General features: G+C 67.8%; 18 protein-coding genes. 15 read left to right on the top strand and 3 right to left on the bottom strand.

The genetic code is table 11. The annotated features are described in order from the left end of the window. Positions 1 to 83: 83 nt before the first annotated feature. The gene (locus ASF06_RS11285; RefSeq protein ID WP_157439174.1) at positions 84 to 605 is read right to left on the bottom strand and encodes a hypothetical protein; all 522 of its coding nucleotides are present in this window, start codon (positions 603 to 605) and stop codon (positions 84 to 86) included. A gap of 364 nt (positions 606 to 969) precedes the next feature. Between ASF06_RS11285 and ASF06_RS11280 the strand changes: the two genes are divergently transcribed. The 7 genes from ASF06_RS11280 to ASF06_RS11250 are packed head-to-tail and all read left to right on the top strand — an operon-like array spanning position 970 to position 6,455. Next, the gene (locus ASF06_RS11280) at positions 970 to 2,625 is read left to right on the top strand and encodes an ABC-F family ATP-binding cassette domain-containing protein (RefSeq protein ID WP_055946959.1); all 1,656 of its coding nucleotides are present in this window, start codon (positions 970 to 972) and stop codon (positions 2,623 to 2,625) included. Positions 2,626 to 2,634: 9 nt separating this feature from the next. Further along, positions 2,635 to 3,117 carry a pantetheine-phosphate adenylyltransferase gene (gene coaD, locus ASF06_RS11275; RefSeq protein WP_055946957.1) on the top strand — a complete coding sequence of 161 codons (483 nt, stop codon included), beginning with the start codon at positions 2,635 to 2,637 and terminating at the stop codon, positions 3,115 to 3,117. A gap of 47 nt (positions 3,118 to 3,164) precedes the next feature. Next, entirely contained in the window at positions 3,165 to 4,166 is a 1,002-nt protein-coding gene (locus tag ASF06_RS11270) for a TIGR03557 family F420-dependent LLM class oxidoreductase (RefSeq protein WP_044442178.1), read from the top strand. Further along, positions 4,166 to 5,020 (top strand): coenzyme F420-0:L-glutamate ligase, encoded by an 855-nt coding sequence (locus ASF06_RS11265; RefSeq protein WP_055946956.1) that lies wholly within the window; start codon positions 4,166 to 4,168, stop codon positions 5,018 to 5,020. The genes ASF06_RS11270 and ASF06_RS11265 overlap by 1 nt, the downstream gene beginning before the upstream one ends. Next, positions 5,017 to 5,658 carry a 2-phospho-L-lactate guanylyltransferase gene (cofC, locus tag ASF06_RS11260; RefSeq protein ID WP_082500882.1) on the top strand — a complete coding sequence of 214 codons (642 nt, stop codon included), beginning with the start codon at positions 5,017 to 5,019 and terminating at the stop codon, positions 5,656 to 5,658. The genes ASF06_RS11265 and cofC overlap by 4 nt, the downstream gene beginning before the upstream one ends. Before the next feature lie 45 nt (positions 5,659 to 5,703). Beyond that, the gene (locus tag ASF06_RS11255) at positions 5,704 to 6,018 is read left to right on the top strand and encodes a hypothetical protein (RefSeq protein WP_055946952.1); all 315 of its coding nucleotides are present in this window, start codon (positions 5,704 to 5,706) and stop codon (positions 6,016 to 6,018) included. Continuing rightward, the gene (locus tag ASF06_RS11250) at positions 6,015 to 6,455 is read left to right on the top strand and encodes a hypothetical protein (protein ID WP_157439173.1); all 441 of its coding nucleotides are present in this window, start codon (positions 6,015 to 6,017) and stop codon (positions 6,453 to 6,455) included. Before ASF06_RS11255 ends, ASF06_RS11250 begins: the two co-directional genes overlap by 4 nt. 36 nt (positions 6,456 to 6,491) lie before the next feature. Here the strand turns inward: ASF06_RS11250 and cofD are convergent, their stop codons facing one another. Continuing rightward, positions 6,492 to 7,493 (bottom strand): 2-phospho-L-lactate transferase, encoded by a 1,002-nt coding sequence (gene cofD / locus ASF06_RS11245; RefSeq protein ID WP_055946948.1) that lies wholly within the window; start codon positions 7,491 to 7,493, stop codon positions 6,492 to 6,494. A gap of 76 nt (positions 7,494 to 7,569) precedes the next feature. Here cofD and ASF06_RS11240 point away from each other — a divergent pair, with 76 nt between their 5' ends. Then, positions 7,570 to 8,214 carry an MOSC domain-containing protein gene (locus ASF06_RS11240; protein WP_055946946.1) on the top strand — a complete coding sequence of 215 codons (645 nt, stop codon included), beginning with the start codon at positions 7,570 to 7,572 and terminating at the stop codon, positions 8,212 to 8,214. A gap of 13 nt (positions 8,215 to 8,227) precedes the next feature. Here the strand turns inward: ASF06_RS11240 and ASF06_RS11235 are convergent, their stop codons facing one another. Next, the gene (locus ASF06_RS11235; RefSeq protein ID WP_055946943.1) at positions 8,228 to 9,565 is read right to left on the bottom strand and encodes an aminotransferase class I/II-fold pyridoxal phosphate-dependent enzyme; all 1,338 of its coding nucleotides are present in this window, start codon (positions 9,563 to 9,565) and stop codon (positions 8,228 to 8,230) included. Positions 9,566 to 9,759: 194 nt separating this feature from the next. On the opposite strand from ASF06_RS11235, the gene ASF06_RS11230 reads away from it, so the two are divergent. Genes ASF06_RS11230 through ASF06_RS11200 form a run of 7 tightly spaced genes read left to right on the top strand, consistent with a single transcriptional unit; the run spans position 9,760 to position 16,808 of the window. After that, positions 9,760 to 10,608, top strand: a complete 849-nt coding sequence (locus ASF06_RS11230) for a nitrilase-related carbon-nitrogen hydrolase (RefSeq protein WP_055946941.1) — start codon at positions 9,760 to 9,762, stop codon at positions 10,606 to 10,608. 14 nt (positions 10,609 to 10,622) lie between these two features. Next, positions 10,623 to 12,044, top strand: a complete 1,422-nt coding sequence (gene hydA / locus ASF06_RS11225) for a dihydropyrimidinase (RefSeq protein WP_055946938.1) — start codon at positions 10,623 to 10,625, stop codon at positions 12,042 to 12,044. Positions 12,045 to 12,054: 10 nt separating this feature from the next. Further along, a complete protein-coding gene (locus tag ASF06_RS11220; protein WP_055931293.1) occupies positions 12,055 to 13,071 on the top strand; it encodes a TIGR03842 family LLM class F420-dependent oxidoreductase in 1,017 nt (338 codons plus the stop codon). Continuing rightward, a complete protein-coding gene (locus ASF06_RS11215; RefSeq protein WP_055946936.1) occupies positions 13,068 to 13,952 on the top strand; it encodes an ABC transporter permease in 885 nt (294 codons plus the stop codon). The genes ASF06_RS11220 and ASF06_RS11215 overlap by 4 nt, the downstream gene beginning before the upstream one ends. Continuing rightward, entirely contained in the window at positions 13,949 to 14,824 is an 876-nt protein-coding gene (locus ASF06_RS11210; protein WP_055946933.1) for an ABC transporter ATP-binding protein, read from the top strand. Before ASF06_RS11215 ends, ASF06_RS11210 begins: the two co-directional genes overlap by 4 nt. After that, positions 14,821 to 15,600 carry an ABC transporter permease gene (locus ASF06_RS11205; protein WP_055931302.1) on the top strand — a complete coding sequence of 260 codons (780 nt, stop codon included), beginning with the start codon at positions 14,821 to 14,823 and terminating at the stop codon, positions 15,598 to 15,600. The genes ASF06_RS11210 and ASF06_RS11205 overlap by 4 nt, the downstream gene beginning before the upstream one ends. Before the next feature lie 59 nt (positions 15,601 to 15,659). Then, positions 15,660 to 16,808, top strand: coding sequence for an ABC transporter substrate-binding protein (locus ASF06_RS11200; RefSeq protein WP_055946930.1), 1,149 nt, complete (start codon positions 15,660 to 15,662; stop codon positions 16,806 to 16,808). The last annotated feature ends 79 nt before the right edge of the window (positions 16,809 to 16,887 follow it).

Below are 16,887 nucleotides of genomic sequence, written 5' to 3'. Positions count from 1 at the left end.
CGAGGTAACGCAGGCGCTCCGGTCCGCCCGAGGGTGGGACGGGTCCCCACTCTAAGATCAGCGCCTTGAATCGTAGGCTTCGGTCAGCCAAGCTCTTGGCCGCCGCCCGGCTGCCGTGTTTTCGCGGACGTGTTCAGTTCGCGTAGAGCGGCTAGCACATCCGCTCCTTCACCCTCGATCTCGTAGTTCAGCTCGGTCTCTGTCTCGGCCACCTTCAGCTTCAGCGGAAGCTTCGCTGCCTCCTCGACGGTCCAGCCTTGCGCTTTGGCCCGCTCGCTTATGAATAGCGACACCACTACGATCAGCCAGTCGTTGGCCATCGTGAGGCACGCGAGTCCCAGGGCCCACGTCTCAGGGTCGATGCTGTACTCGGATAGGTACTTCCGGGTCCCCTCGGCCATCGAGAACTCGACCGGGATGCCGGCAGCGCGAGCAGCCTTCGGGAGGTAGCGAACCTGCTCCGTGTACCGCAGCTCCCCGTCAAGGACATTCCCTACCGGCACCGCGCTCCGGGTTGGAATCACGTAGACCGTGTCTGTTTCGACCGTTTCGGGCACCGCACCTGGCAGCGGGCTCCAACCAAGTGTCGTCAATTTGGCAACCATGCGTGAAGCATAATGGCCCGTCGAACTCCGCGCGTCTCGGAGCCCGTTGGGTTCTGGTGGCCCGCCCCACGCACAGAAGTGCGACCAACTTGTGGTCAGCGGAAACGGGCAAGTTGAGAGCCATACGGCGGTGCACGAAAGTCGGCCACCGGGCACCTCCCCGTCGGTCAGGATGCCGCGTCCGCGTCGTCGTTGGGATGCGCGTTTACCCCGACCGAAGATAAATGCCCGGAAGGGTGCCCTATCTGCAACACGATCGGACGTCATGCAACTAACGGGGTATGAGACCGATTCCGTTGCGAGGGGGCACCACGCAGCGACCGGCCAACTCGCCCGCGGCCTGCACTCCTGAGACGATGGAGTCATGACCGCAACACTCGTGGCCAAGGGCCTGGCCGGCGGCCACGCCCACCGCACACTCTTCTCTTCCCTCGACCTCACTGTCGCTCCGGGCGACATCGTCGGCGTCGTGGGCGCCAACGGGGCCGGCAAATCCACCCTGCTGCGCATCCTCGCCGGCATCGACGCACCCCTCGAGGGCACGGTCACCCTCGCGCCCGGCGACGCGTTCGTCGGATGGCTGCCGCAGGAGCACGAGCGGGTCGCAGGCGAAACGGTGGCCGAGTACGTCGGCCGGCGCACCGGCACCACGGTGGCGACACAAGAGATGGATGCGGCGGCCGAGGCGCTCGGAGATACCGCGGGCGTCGCACCGGGCGCACCCGATCCGGCCGACGTGTATTCGGCGGCGCTGGAACGCTGGCTCGCCAGCGGGGCCGCAGATCTCGACGACCGCCTTCCTTTGGTTCTGGCCGACCTCGGGCTCTCGCTCTCCTCCGACGCGCTGATGACCTCGCTGTCGGGCGGACAGGCTGCCCGCGTCGGGCTCGCGGCGCTGCTGCTCTCGCGGTTCGACATCGTGTTACTCGACGAGCCCACCAACGACCTCGACCTCGACGGGCTCGAGCGGCTCGAAGGCTTCATTCGAGGGCTGCGCGGCGGCGTCGTTCTGGTGAGTCACGATCGGGCATTCCTCGCGTCGAGCGTCACCCGGGTCGTCGAACTCGACTTGGCCCAGGGAACGAACCGCGTCTACGGAGGCGGCTACGACTCGTTCCTCGAGGAGCGCGAGACCGCGAAGCGGCACGCCCGTGAGGAGTACGACGAGTTCGCCGAGAAGAAGGCCGACCTGGTGGGGCGGGCCCGCACCCAGCGCGAGTGGTCGAGCCAGGGCGTGCGCAACGCCATGAAGAAATCGCCCGACAACGACAAGATCCGGCGCAAGGCCTCGGTCGAGTCGAGCGAGAAGCAGGCGCAGAAGGTGCGTCAGATGGAGAGCCGGATCGCCCGCCTCGACGAGGTGGAGGAGCCACGCAAGGAGTGGCAGCTGCAGTTCACGATCGGCTCTGCTCCGCGGTCGAGCTCCGTCGTCTCCACGCTGTCCGGCGCCGTCGTGCAGCAGGGCGACTTCACACTCGGGCCCGTGTCGCTGCAGGTCGACGCCGGCGACAGGATCGGAATCACCGGACCGAACGGCGCCGGCAAGTCCACTCTGCTGAGGCTGCTGCTCGGGCGCACTCAACCGAGCGAGGGTATGGCGAGCCTCGGAGCGAGCGTGGCGATCGGCGAGATCGACCAGGCGCGGGCCGTTCTCGCCGGCGACGCCACCCTGGCATCGAGCTTCGAGGCGCAGGTGCCCGACTGGCCTGTCGCCGAGGTGCGCACGCTGCTGGCGAAGTTCGGCCTGAAGGCCGACCATGTCTCGCGCCCCGTCGACGAGCTCTCGCCGGGGGAGCGTACCCGCGCCGGCCTCGCCCTGCTGCAGGCGACCGGCGTCAACCTGCTCGTGCTCGACGAGCCCACGAACCACCTCGATCTCGTGGCGATCGAGCAGCTCGAGCAGGCCATCGAGTCGTACGAGGGAACGCTGCTGCTCGTCACTCACGACCGGCGCATGCTCGAGACCGTTCGGCTCAATCGTCAGTGGCAGGTCACTGACGGCACAGTGATCGAACGATAGGGTCGAACAATGAGCAGCGTCGCCGTCGTCCCCGGGTCGTTCGACCCCGTCACCCTCGGACATCTCGATGTCATCTCCCGCGCCGCCGGCCTCTTCGACGAGGTGCATGTGCTGGTCGTGCACAACCCTGCGAAGACGGCGCTCCTGCCCATCTCGCAGCGCGTGCGCCTCATCGAGCAGGCCATCCTCGATGAGGGCCTGCCCCGCAACATCGTCGTCAACTCGTGGAGCGTCGGGCTGCTCGTCGACTACTGCACCGACGTGGGCGCGCGTGCCCTCGTCAAGGGAATCCGTTCGCAGGTCGACGTGGCCTACGAGACGCCCATGGCGATCGTGAACCGCAACCTCGCCGGCGTCGAGACCGTGTTCCTGCTGCCAGACCCGGCTCACGCGCACGTGTCGAGTTCGCTCGTGCGGCAGGTGTCGTCGCTCGGCGGAGACGTGGCGCCGTACGTGCCCACCGTCGTGGCTGACTTCTTGAACACCCAATAAGGCACCGTCGAAACCTGTTCTTCACACGCGAGTGGGAAGATGGAGACATGTCTGATCTCTCCATCGGCTATGCCGCCATGCTCGAGCAGTTCCACCCCACCGAGGCCGTCGCCCTGTCGGCGCTCGCCGAACAGCACGGCTTCACGGGTGTGATGGCGGCCGACCACTTCCAACCGTGGGTTCCGCAGCAGGGCCAGAGCGCTTTCGTCTGGGAGGTCCTCGCCGCCCTCGGCGAGCGCACCACGGGCGACTTCGGCCCCGGAGTCACGGCCCCGACGTTCCGCTGGCACCCCGCGATGGTGGCCCAGGCATCCGCGACCCTCGGCGCCATGTACCCGGGTCGGCACTGGCTCGGACTCGGCTCGGGCGAGGCCCTCAACGAGCACATCGTGGGCGGCTACTGGCCCGAGGCCCCCGAGCGCATCAACCGCATGTTCGAGGCCATCGAGATCATCAACAAGCTCTTCACCGCGTCGATCGCGGGCAAAGACGTGAAGCACTCCGGCCAGTTCTACAAGCTCGAGTCCACCCGTCTGTGGACGATGCCGCCGGTCGCGCCCGAGATCCTCGTCGCCACGGCCGGTCCGGTCACCGCGAAGAGGGCCGGTCGCCACGTCGACGGGCTCATCACCGTGGGTGCGCCGCTCGCCAAGATCGAGGGCCTCTTCGCCAAGTTCGAGGAAGGTGCGCGCGAGGCAGGTAAAGACCCGTCGACGATGCCGCGTGTTCTGCAGCTGCACATGTCGTGGGCCGAGACCGACGAGATCGCGCTGGTCAACGCCATGACCGAGTGGCCCAACGGCGGAATGAAGTTCCCGAAGGGCGACATACGCTCGCCGTTCGAGCTCGAGCAGATGGCCAAGCTCGTTCGCCCCGAAGACTTCGAGGGCCGTCTGGTCATCTCGAGCGACCCCGATGTGCACCGCGCCTACATCCAGAGCTTCATCGACCTCGGCTTCGACCGCGTGTACCTGCACAACGTCGGCCGAAACCAGAAGGAGTGGATCGAGGTCTTCGGCCGCGACGTGCTGCCGAAGCTGCACCGCTAGTGTCTCGGCGCCACGCCGCCGAGATCCGGATCATCGGCATCGAGGGCATCCCCGAGGTCTCACCGGGAGACGACCTCGCCCAGCTCATCGCGTCGTCGCTGCGAGCACAGGAGCTGACTCTCGAAGACGGCGACATCCTCGTCGTCACATCGAAGATCGTGTCCAAGGCCGAGGGTCGCGTGATCGCTGCGGCCGATCGCGAAGACGCGATCACCCGCGAGACCGTGCGGCTCGTCGCGTCGCGCCCGCATCCCGGTGGTGTCACCCGCATCGTCGAGAACCGGCAGGGACTCGTGCAGGCCGCAGCCGGCGTCGACGCGAGCAACACGCCCGACGGCACGATCCTGCTGCTTCCCGAAGACCCGGATGCCTCGGCCCGGGCCCTGTGCGCGGCCGTGCGTCGGGCATCCGGTGCGCGTGTGGGCGTTCTGGTCTCTGACACCCTCGGTCGGGCATGGCGGGAGGGCCAGATCGACGCGGCCATCGGTGCGGCCGGAGTGCTGGTCATCGACGACCTGCGCGGCAGCACCGACACGTTCGGGCAGACCCTCTCGGTCACACAAGCGGCCACGGGCGACGAGCTCGCGTCGGCGACAGACCTCGTGAAGGGCAAGGCCACCGGCATGCCGGTGGCGCTCGTGCGTGGCCTCGAGCGGCTGGTCGTCGAGACGCTCGACACCCCGGCCCGCGCCCTGGTGCGCGATCCGGCGAACGACATGTTCCGGCTCGGCTCCGACGAGGCCCACGCACAGGGGTTCACAGAGGGCTACAGTCGCGGGCTCGCGGATGCGCGACGCGGCCACCGCGCATCGGCTCGGCCATCGCGCGTGCGCCTGCGCCGGAGAACGCGATGAGCGCCATGGGCGACTGGGTCGTCGTGATGCCCGTCAAGGGCACATCCGGCTCGAAGAGCAGACTCCTCGGCGGCCTCGCCGAGTCCGAGATCCCTGAGGCGCTCCGCGCCGAGTTCGCGGTGGCGCTCGCGCTCGACGCCGTCGACGCCGTGCGTACCGCCCTGCCGGTCATCCGGGTGATCGTGGTCACGAGCGCCGAGGTCTCCGAGCGGTTCGAGTCGCTGGGAGCCCTCGTTCGACGTGATCCCGGCACGGGCCTGAATGCCGCCTTCACCCGGGGGGTCCGCGCCGCCATGGAACTGAACCCGGGGCATCCCGTCGCCGCCCTGATGAGCGACCTCGCCGCGATCAGGCCCCGAGACGTGACGGCGGCCCTCGAGCTCGCGAACGCGCATCCTCTCGGCATGCTCACCGACAAAGACGGAACCGGAACGACCATGCTGTCGGCCCTCTCTCCGCGCGACCTCGTTCCCCGCTTCGGACTCGGCTCCGCCCGACGGCATCGCGAGGCCGGGCACGTCGAGCTCGAGCTCGCCCGAGGCGACCGGATGCGCCTCGACATCGACACCGCCGACGACCTGGCGACGGCACGCTCACTCGGGCTGGGCCCACGTGCCCGGGCTGTGCTCGGGCAGTAGCGCAATGGCTTCCGCGGAGGCCGGGCGGATGAGAGGGTGTGAGGCATGGACCCCGATGATCGCGTCTCCGCACGGCGGGTCAATCCGTTCGAGGTGGCCCTGTGGATCTTCGGCGCGGTCGCCGTCGCAGCGGCGGTGTGGAGCACCCAGTGGGCCAACAGTGCGGTCTCCCTGGCGAACGGCGGCTACTACTGCGACGACGCGGGCAACTGCACCGAGCGGTACGACTTCGTTCTGACCCAGACGGTCCTCGTGCTCGCGCCGTCGGTGATGATCGCCGGGCTCATCGCGATCGTCGTCGCCCTCGCCCTCAGGGCATGGCTTGCGGTGCGGCCCGGACATGGGAGAGTGAGTGCATGAATCACCACAGCCGCGTGAACCCCTTCGAGATCGCGCTTTGGGTTCTGGGTGCCGTGCTCATCGTCGGTGGCATCGCGTCTTCTGCGTGGGCGATAGGTCGTCTCGGGGGAGGAGGCCCCAATAGTGCGGGCTTTGTCGCCACTCAGTTGATCTATACGGTCGCGCCCGCCGCCGTCACCGCGGGTCTGGTCGCCATCGTCGCAGCGCTGGCTTTTCGCGCGGCGATGCTCGTCGTCGCCAGGCGCGCCGCTTCGTTGGCCGAGGAGGCCCCGCTCGTGGAGCCATCAGCGACGACCGTGACCATGGAGGCCCCGGGCCCCGCGTCCTCCGCAGAGAGTGCGTTGCGGGAAGCCCCTCTGTCGTTCGACCCTCCGAGGTTCAGGCAGCGTCAACGCGCGATCGACCACTCGGCGTTCAAGAGGCCGGGCGCGGAATAAGCACTCTCGCGCAGCAGAGCGTGCGGTCGGTCTGTCCTAGACCCCGAGTTCCCTCGCCGTCTTCAGGGCCGCGGCGGCGAGCACTCCGCTGAGCTCGTCGTCGTGCATCCAGAGCGGCACCGGCCTGGAGCGGATTCCCGCGCCGTGCAGGGCGGGAACAGCCCCCGCATCCGTCGAGTCGACGAGCCACGCGTCGAGGATTCCGCCGTTCGCCCTGGCGCCGTAGTGCAGGCCGACAGCCTCGGCGGTGACGCCGACGCCGATCGCCGTGAGGCAGGCAGCGGCCATGCCACGCACGGCGGAGCCGTCGATGATGGGGGAGACGCCGACGACGGGTGCTGCGGTCTCGGCCAGGGCCTCGCGAACGCCGGGGATGTCGATGGTCGTTCCGATGGAGACGACCGGGTTCGACGGCGCGATCAGCACGACGTCGGCGTCGAGGATGGCGGCGCGCGCCTCGGGCGTGACGCTCGCGTTCTCGATGCCGCGCTGCACGAAGCCCCTCGTGGGCAGGTTGGCGCGGTGCTTCACCCACCACTCCTCGAAGTGGATCTCGGTATCGACGCCCTCGTCGGTGACCGACACGAAGGTCGGCACGTCGGCATCCGTCACGGGCAGCAGGCGCACGCCGATCGACGGCCAACGCGACTGGATGCGACGGGTCGCCTCGGTCAGTGTCAGACCGTCGCGCAGAAAGTGCGATCGAGCGATGTGCGTTCCAAGGTCGAGGTCGCCGAGGGTGAACCACGGCCAGCCCACGCCGAACGCGGTGAGTTCGGCGCTCACCCTCTCGGACTCGCCGGCCCGACCCCAGCCGCGCACCTCGTCGTTCGCGCCCGCGAGCGAGTACATGATCGAGTCGAGGTCGGGACACACCTTGAGGCCGGTGAGCCACACGTCGTCTCCGGTGTTGACGATCGCGCTCACCTCGTCGGTGTGCCCGCCTTCGCCGTCGGGGTGGACGATGGACAGGTGGTGGCGGAGTCCCCGCAGGAACTTGGCCCCGCCGACACCTCCCGCGAGTACGGCGATCTTCACGAGCCGAGTTTATCCCCGATGGCGGCACCCACCTCATCGACGAGGTGCCGACCCGCCCGGTGGGATAATCGTCGGCATGCCTTCGATCGAGTCCCTGTGCCGTGTTCACGCGCTCCGACCTGACAGCGGCTCCGTGGGCACGACCGCCATCGACAAGAGGCCCGTCGAGGGCCCCGTGAGGATCGGCGAGTACGGCCTCTACGCAGATGTGCAGGCCGACCGCAAGCATCACGGAGGCCTCGCGAAGGCGGTCTACGCCTACGCGTCGGAGGATGCCGAGCACTGGTCCGGCATTCTGGGGCGCGAGATCGGTGCCGGCCTGTTCGGCGAGAACCTGCGCACCCGCGGGGTCGACGTGTCGGGCGCGGTCATCGGCGAGCGATGGATGCTCGGGGCCGAGGTCGTTCTCGAAGTGACCTGCCCCCGAACCCCCTGCGCCACGTTCGGCCGACGCATGGGGGAGCGGGGCTGGGTGAGGCGCTTCGCCGCGGAAGGCCGACCCGGCGCCTACCTCCGGGTCGTGACCCCGGGCGAGGTCGCGGCGGGCGACGAGGTGCGCGTGATCGAGAGCCCCGATCACGGAGTCAGCATCGCGTCGTGGTTCACCGAGCGCCGCTCGGCCGATGCCGTCGCCCTTCTCTCCGCCCACGAGAGCGGTCGGCATCCGCTCGTGCCGGAGATGCTCGACTCGCTCGAGGTCGCCATCGCATCGAGCCGATGAGCCCTGCGGCGCGCTACTCGGCGAGCGCCGCCGCGGCGAGAAGGGCGCCGATCTGGTCGAAGTCGTCGCGCACACGGCCGGCCGTGATGCGGATGAACTGCTCGCCCGCGAGAGGTACCGCGTAGAACGAGCTGCCCGCGGCGACCTTGATTCCCGATGCGGCCAGCGACAGGATCGCGGCTTTTTCGTCGCGGACCCGCAGCCAGGTGTTGATGCCGTCGGAGGGGGAGTGGTCGGCGCCATTTCGCACGAGCGCCTCGGAGAGCGCGCGCTGTCTCGCGTGGTAGACCCGCCTCGCCTCGGAGATCTGGGTGACGCTGGGAGACGCGGTGAGCAGCTGGTAGAGGATCGTCTGCAGCATGCGCGAGGTCCAGCCCGGGCCCACGATGCGCTTCGCGATGACCCGGTCGATGATGGCGGTCGGCCCGCCCAGGGCACCGATGCGCAGGTCGGGCCCGTGTGACTTCGCGAAGCTGCGCACGTGCAGCGTGCGGTGCGGAAACCACTCTCCGAGGCTGAACGCCGGCCCGGTCGTGATCTCGCCCGAGTGGTCGTCCTCGATGATCACCGGGTCGCAGATGTGAGACTTCGAGCGGATGACCCGCGCCAGTTCGCGCGCACGCTCGGCCGTGAGCGACACCCCCGTGGGGTTCTGCGCCCGGGGCTGGATGATGATGGCCGCGGGATTCAGGTCGAGTGCGGCCGACAGCAACTCGGGTCTCATGCCCTGCGAATCGATGGCCACGGGGATCGCCTCCACGCCGAGCTGCTCGAGCAGGTCGAGAAACGCCGGGAATCCGGGGTCCTCGACGACGACCCTGTCGCCGTACCGCACGATCGCCTCGAGGGACCGGCTGATCGCATCCAGTGCCCCGTCGAGAATCGTGAGGCTCGCCGGCACGAAGGGCCAGGATGCGCGCAGCTGCCTCTCGAGGTCGGGCAGCACGCGCATGTCGAGGTAGCTCGCCGTGTCTGCACGGGTCGGAACGTGGCCGAGCGCGAGGGCGAGGTCGGGTAGTAGGAGCGGGTCGGGCGTGCCGGTGGAGAGGTCGAGTCGGGCGACGACGTGCGAACCCGCGAGCTCGCCGAAGTGGGGCGGCATCCAGGCGGTCGACGCCTCGAGCACGTAGCTGCCGGCTCGGCCCCGTGAGTTGATGAGCCCCACCTTCGACAGGGCCTGCCACGCGTTGCTCACCGTGGCCGGGCTCACCCCGAGGGCGGCGGCGACATCGCGCACTGTCGGCAGCCGCTCTCCGGAGCGGAGCGCACCCCCGCGGATGAGCCGCGAGATTGCGGAGGCGATTCCCTCGGGCGTCTTCGCCTCGACGGCATCGATGATGGTCTCGAGCACTGCGGCCGTCCTTTCTCGATGGACTGAACTCTTGACTTATTTACGCCGACGTCACAATCTGAAATCTAAGAGAAATGTTCAACCCCGACAATAACAAAACGGGACCTGAGCACACAGTGGCTGCGTCGCCTCCTCACGGCTGGCACGGAGCCCTGCTCCGCCCGGCTCGAACGCTTCAGCGAGAGGACGATGCAATGACGGTAGTACGTGCAGCACTCACCCAGGCGACATGGACGGGTGACAAAGAATCGATGATCGCCAAGCACGAGCAGTTCGTGCGCGACGCGGCGGCCCAGGGCGTGCAGGTCATCTGCTTTCAGGAGCTGTTCTACGGGCCCTACTTCGGCATCACCCAGGATGCGAAGTACTACGACTACGCCGAGGCCGCAGACGGCCCGACGGTGCAGCGGTTCCAGGCGCTCGCCAAGGAGCTCTCGATGGTCATCGTGCTGCCGATCTACGAGGAGGAGCAGCCGGGCGTTCTCTACAACACGGCCGTCGTCGTCGACGCCGACGGAACCGTGCTCGGCAAGTACCGCAAGCACCACATCCCGAACCTGCAGCAGTTCTGGGAGAAGTTCTACTTCCGCCCCGGCAACCTCGGCTACCCGGTCTTCGACACGGCCGTCGGCAAGGTCGGCGTGTACATCTGCTACGACCGCCACTTCCCCGAGGGATGGCGTGAGCTCGGCCTCAACGGCGCGCAGATCGTGTTCAACCCGTCGGCCACGAAGCCCGGCCTGTCGAACCGCCTGTGGGAGCTCGAACAGCCCGCCGCCGCGGCGGCGAACCAGTACTACATCGGCGCGAACAACCGCATCGGCACCGAGACCGAGGAGTTCGGCGACGACGCCGTGACCTTCTACGGCAGCTCGTACTTCGTCGACCCGCGTGGCAACTTCGTCGGAGACGTCGCGTCGACCGACACTGAGGAGATCGTCGTGCGCGACCTCGACCTCGAGGTGCTGCGCGAGGTGCGCAACTCCTGGCAGTTCTACCGCGATCGCCGCCCGGACTCCTACCTGGCGACGGTCGCACCGTAAGGAAAGGGGACATCATGGCAACGACGCTGATCACCGGGGGAACGGTCGTCTCATCGACCGGTCGCGCCCGAGCAGACGTTCTCATCGACGGCGAGACGATCGCCGCCGTGCTCGAACCCGGTTCGGTGCTGCTCGGCACCGACCTCACCTCCGCCGTCGACACGGTCATCGACGCCACCGGCAAGTACGTGATCCCGGGCGGAATCGACGCGCACACGCACATGCAGATGCCGTTCGGCGGCACCGAGGCATCCGACACGTTCGAGACCGGAACCCGGGCGGCGGCCTGGGGAGGCACGACGACGATCGTCGACTTCGCCATCCAGTCGTATGGCGAACGGGTTCAGGATGGCCTGGCGGCGTGGCATGAGAAGGCGGCCGGCAACTGCGCCATCGACTACGGATTCCACCAGATCATCGGAGACGTCAACGAGGAGTCGTTGCGGGCGATGGACGGCCTGCTCGACGAGGGCGTGTCGAGCTTCAAGCTCTTCATGGCCTACCCGGGCGTGTTCCTGAGCAACGACGGGCAGATCCTTCAAGCGATGCAGAAGTCGGCGGCCACCGGCCTCATGACGATGATGCACGCCGAGAACGGGTCGGCCATCGACGTGTTCGCTCAGCAGCTCGTAAAAGACGGCTACACCGAGCCCTACTACCACGGCGTCTCGCGCCCTTGGCAGATGGAGGAGGAGGCCACGCACCGCGCGATCATGCTCGCCAACCTCACGGGCGCGCCGCTCTATGTGGTGCACGTCTCGGCGAAGCAGGCCGTGGGCCAGATCGCCACGGCCCGCGACAACGGCCAGAACGTCTACGGCGAGACCTGCCCGCAGTACCTCTACCTGTCGCTCGAAGACAACCTGGGAGCCGAGGGCTTCGAGGGTGCCAAATGGGTGTGCTCCACCCCGCTGCGCTCCAAGCACGAGCACCACCAGGACCAGCTGTGGCAGGCGCTGCGCACCAACGACATCCAGATGGTCTCGACCGACCACTGCCCCTTCTGCATGAAGGGCCAGAAGGAGCTCGGCATCGGCAACTTCACCAAGATCCCCAACGGAATCGGCTCGGTCGAGCACCGCATGGACCTGCTCTACCAGGGCGTCGTCAACGGCCACATCTCGCTCGAACGCTGGGTCGAGATCACGTCGACCACGCCGGCGCGCATGTTCGGCATGTACGGCAAGAAGGGCGTCATCCAGCCCGGTGCCGACGCCGACATCCTCGTCTACGACCCCAACGGGCACACGTCGATCGGCTACGAGAAGACGCACCACATGAACCTCGACTACTCCGCGTACGAGGGCTATGAGATCGACGGCCACGTCGACACCGTGCTCTCGCGCGGAAAGGTCGTGGTCGACGACAACCAGTATCTCGGCGCCAAGGGCGACGGCAGATTCATCAAACGCGGCCTCTCGCAGTACCTCATCTAAAGGACCACGCATGGAATTCGGCGCAGTACTCCAGACCAACCCGCCCGCCTCTCGAACGGTGCACCTCGCGAAGCTCGCAGAGCAGCACGGCTTCGAATACGTGTGGACGTTCGACTCGCACCTGCTGTGGCAGGAGCCGTACGTGATCTACAGCCAGATCCTCAACGAGACCCATCGTGTGAAGGTCGGCCCCATGGTCACGAACCCGGCCACGCGCGACTGGACCGTGACGGCCTCCCTCTACGCCACGCTCAACGAGATGTACGGCAACCGCACCATCATGGGCATCGGCCGGGGCGACTCGGCGGTGCGCGTCACGAACGGCGCCCCGACGACGCTCAAGTCGCTGCGCGAGTCGATTCACGTCATCCGCGAGCTGGCGAACTCGCGGCCCGTCGAGTACAACGGCGCCGAGCTGCGGTTCCCGTGGAGCGTCGGCAGCGAACTGGATGTCTGGGTCGCCGCATACGGTCCGCTCGCGTTGAAACTCACGGGCGAGGTGGGAGACGGCTTCATTCTGCAGCTCGCCGACCTCGACATCGCCGAGTGGATGATCAAGACGGTGCGTGCCGCTGCCGAGAATGTGGGCCGCGACCCCGACTCGATCGCCTTCTGCGTCGCCGCCCCGATGTACATCGGCGACGACTGGGAGCACATGCGCGACCAGTGCCGCTGGTTCGGCGGCATGGTGGGCAACCACGTGGCCGACATCGTGTCGAAGTACGGGGCCGACTCGTCTGTGCCGACGGCGCTCACCGACTACATCAAAGACCGCGAGGGCTACGACTACAACGAGCACGGTCGCGCCGGCAACAGCCACACGGCGTTCGTGCCCGATGAGATCGTCGACCGCTTCTGCCTGCTGGGCACCGCCGACGACCACATCGAGAAGCTGAAGAAGCTGAAGGACATCGGTGTGACCCAGTTCGCCGGCTACCTGCAGCACGACAACAAGGAGGAGACCCTCCGCGTGTACGGCGAGACGGTGATCCCCGCGCTCAAAGAGCACATCACGGCCAAGGCATGACCCGAACCGGCTCGCCGCTCGCCCGCCGCGTGCTCCTCGGGGTGCTCGGGGTCGTCGTGCTGGCCGCCGTCTGGGAGCTCTACAAGGCGCTCGGCCCGGCGACCGGGGTGATGATCGGCGACCTCACCGTGCTTCCCCGCACCAGCGACCTCGCGATGCCGCACGTGTGGGATATGGTCGCCCGGCTCTTCCGCCCGGTGCGCTCGGCGGGTGATGACGAGCTCATGTGGCAGGCCGTGCTCGAGGCGTCGTTCTTCAGCCTGGGCGTTGCGGCGGTGGGCTGGCTCGTCGGCGTGGTCGTGGGCATGCTGCTCGCGATCGTGATGCAGCGCTTCCGCACGGCCGAGTCGGCGCTGCTCCCGTGGATCGTGCTCAGCCAGACTGTTCCGCTCATCGCCATCGCCCCGCTGGTCAAGCGGTGGGGTTCGCAGATCGAGGTCGGCGAGTTCAGCTGGGAGAACTGGATGTCGGTGGCGCTGATCGCCTCGTACCTCGCGTTCTTCCCCGTGTCGATCGGGGCGCTCCGTGGCCTGGAGTCGCCCGACGTCAACCACGTCGAACTCATGCGCACCTACTCGGTGGGCTGGTGGGCGACGCTCATCAGGCTCCGCCTGCCGGCCAGCGTGCCCTACCTCCTGCCCGCCCTGCGCCTCGCGGCCGCCAACGCGGTCATCGGCACGGTCGTCGCCGAGGTCTCCATCGGCCTGCGCGGCGGCATCGGCCGCATGATCGTGGAGTACGCCGCGGCGGCCGGCGGAGACCCCGCCAAGCCGTGGGCGCCCATCTTCGGGGCCGTCGTCGTCGGCCTCCTGGCCGCGGGGGTGGTGGCCCTGATCGGCCTCGCCCTCACCCGTTACCGTCGAGGAGAGACCCCCGCATGAGCACCGAACCCACAGCATCCGGCCAGCCCGTAGCGCAGGGCCAGCCCATCGCATCCGCCCGGCCGCCGGCCGTCTCCGTCGCCGGTGTCAGCAAGGTCTTCGCGTCGCGCAAGGGCACGGATGTGACGGCGCTCGAGTCCGTCGACCTCACGATCGCGCCGGGCGAGTTCGTGTCGCTCATCGGACCGTCGGGATGCGGCAAGTCGACGCTGCTGCGTCTCATCGCCGACCTCGACACCCCCACGAGCGGATCGATCGAGGTGTTCGGCAAGACCGCCGGGCAGGCCCGCATCGACCAGGCCTACGGCATCGCCTTTCAGCAGGCGGGCCTGCTGCCGTGGCGCACCGTTCGCGCCAACATCGAGCTGCCGCTCGAGCTGCACAAGGTGGGCAGGGCCGCTCGTGCGGCGCGTTCGTCGGAGCTGCTCGCCCTCGTCGGTCTCTCCGATTTCGCCGACAAATACCCAGACCAGCTGTCGGGCGGCATGCAGCAGAGGGTCGCCATCGCCCGGTCACTCGCCGAGAGCCCGGGACTGCTGCTGATGGACGAGCCGTTCGGCGCCCTCGACGAGATGACCCGCGAACGCATGCAGACCGAGCTCGTGCGCATCTGCGCCGAGACCGGTGCCGCCGTCGTCTTCGTCACGCACTCGATCCCCGAGGCGGTCTTCCTCTCGAACAGGGTGGTCGTGATGTCGCCCCGGCCGGGTCGCATTCGAGACGTCATCGCCGTCGACCTGGGACGCGCCGAGGGGCGCGACGAGGGGCTGCGCGAGGCGGACAGCTTCTTCGAGGCCGTGGTGTCCGTGCGCGAGAGCCTGCACGGCGAGTCCGCTGGGGCACCGGCTGCGCGAGGGGTCGACATCCGATGAAGCAGTCAGCCTCGCTGCCGCGCACGATCCTCGCTCCCGTGCTCCTGGGTGTGCTCGCCGTCGCCCTCTGGCAGCTGGCCGTGGTAGCCCTCGAGATCAAGCCGTTCGTGCTGCCGTCGCCCGTGTCGATCGCGACCGAGTTCTCCTCGAGCGTGTCGAGCGTGTGGACGTCGAGCCTCGTCACCGGGGCGAACGCGCTCATCGGCCTGCTGATCGGCGCGATCGTGGGCATCGTCGCCGCGATCATCGCCACCGTGCTTCCGATCACCGACGAACTGAGCGCCCCGCTGGTCGCCGCGGCATCCGTTATACCGATCGTCGCCCTCGCCCCCGTGCTGTACACGATGTTCGGCGCAGACAAAGAGACGGCGAGGCAGCTCGTCGCGGCGCTCGCGGTCTTCATTCCCGTGTACCTCAACACGCTGCGGGGCCTGCGCCAGGCCAGGCCGGTGCACCGCGATCTCATGCGGGCGTACGGCGCCTCGTCGTGGCAGGCCACGCGGGCGGTCACCCTGCCGGGGGCCGTTCCGTTCCTCTTCATCGGGCTGCGGATCGCTTCGAGCCTCGCGGTGATCTCCGCGCTCATCGGCGAGTACTTCGGCGGTCCCATCGGAGGGCTCGGCAAGTCGATCACCTCGGCGGCGGCCTCGAGCAACTACTCGCTCGCCTATGCATACGTTCTCGGCGCGATCATCCTCGGCCTGGTCTTCTACGTCGTGACCCTCGGTCTCGAGAAGATCGTCTCGCCGCACCGGGCCCCGTCGACGGGCCCCTGACGACGTCCGCCGACCCCGGCGGCCTCAGCACCATTCACCGCACCAACACAGGAGGAACAATGAAACACAGCAAACGCCTCATTGTCACCGGCGCCATCGCGGCCGTCTCGGCGCTCGCGCTGGCAGGCTGCAGCTCGAGCGGCTCCGACGATTCCACCGATTCGGCGAGCGGAGAACTCACGCCGGTGACCCTTCAGCTGCAGTGGTTCGCCCAGGCGCAGTTCGCGGGCTACTACGCCGCCCTCGACCAGGGGTACTACGAAGACGAGGGGCTCGACGTGACGATCCTCGAGGGTGGCGCCGACATCGTTCCGCAGGACGTGCTCTCGGGCGGCGACGCCGACTACGCCATCTCATGGGTTCCGAAGGTTCTCGGCTCCATCGAGCAGGGTGCCGAGATCACCGACGTTGCGCAGATCTTCGAGCGCAGCGCCACCACGCAGATCTCGATGAAGGACAAGAACATCACGACCGCGGCCGACCTGGCCGGCAAGAAGGTCGGCAGCTGGGGCTACGGCAACGAGTGGGAACTCTTCGCCGGCATGCAGAAGGCCGGAGTCGCCACCGACGACATCTCGCTCGTGCAGCAGGCGTTCGACATGAACGGCTTCCTCGCCGGTGACATCGATGCGGCGCAGGCCATGACCTACAACGAGTACGCCCAGGTGCTCGAGTCGGTGAACCCGGCGACGGGCGAACTCTTCACGCCCGACGACCTCAACGTCATCGACTGGAACGACGAGGGCACAGCCATGCTGCAGGATGCGATCTGGGCCGACTCGGCCAAGCTCGCCGACGACGACGCCTACGCCGACCAGACCGTCAAGTTCATCAAGGCCTCGATCAAGGGTTGGATCTACGCGAAGGACAACCCCGAGGAGGCCGCGCAGATCGTGACCGCCGCCGGCTCCACGCTCGGCGAGAGCCACCAGCTGTGGATGACCAACGAGGTCAACAAGCTGATCTGGCCGTCGACATCCGGCGGAATCGGCATGATCGACGAAGACGCCTGGAAGCAGACGGTCGACATCGCCATGGGCACCAAGAACGAGACCGGCGCCACCGTCATCTCCGAGGAGCCTCCGGCGACCGCCTACTCGAACGACTACGTCACGAAGGCTCTCGACGAGCTGAAAGAAGAAGGGGTCGACGTCGAAGGCGCCGACTTCACGCCCATCGAGGTCACCCTCAAGGCGGGCGGCGAGTAACACCAGCTTTACCATTACCATCGTTTCCTGAGCCCGTCGAAGGGAGCCTGTCGAAGGGCTTCCCTTCGACGGGCTCAGG

Source organism: Agreia sp. Leaf244, assembly GCF_001422695.1.
Lineage (GTDB): Bacteria > Actinomycetota > Actinomycetes > Actinomycetales > Microbacteriaceae > Agreia.
This window is presented reverse-complemented; position numbering and strand designations above follow the sequence as displayed.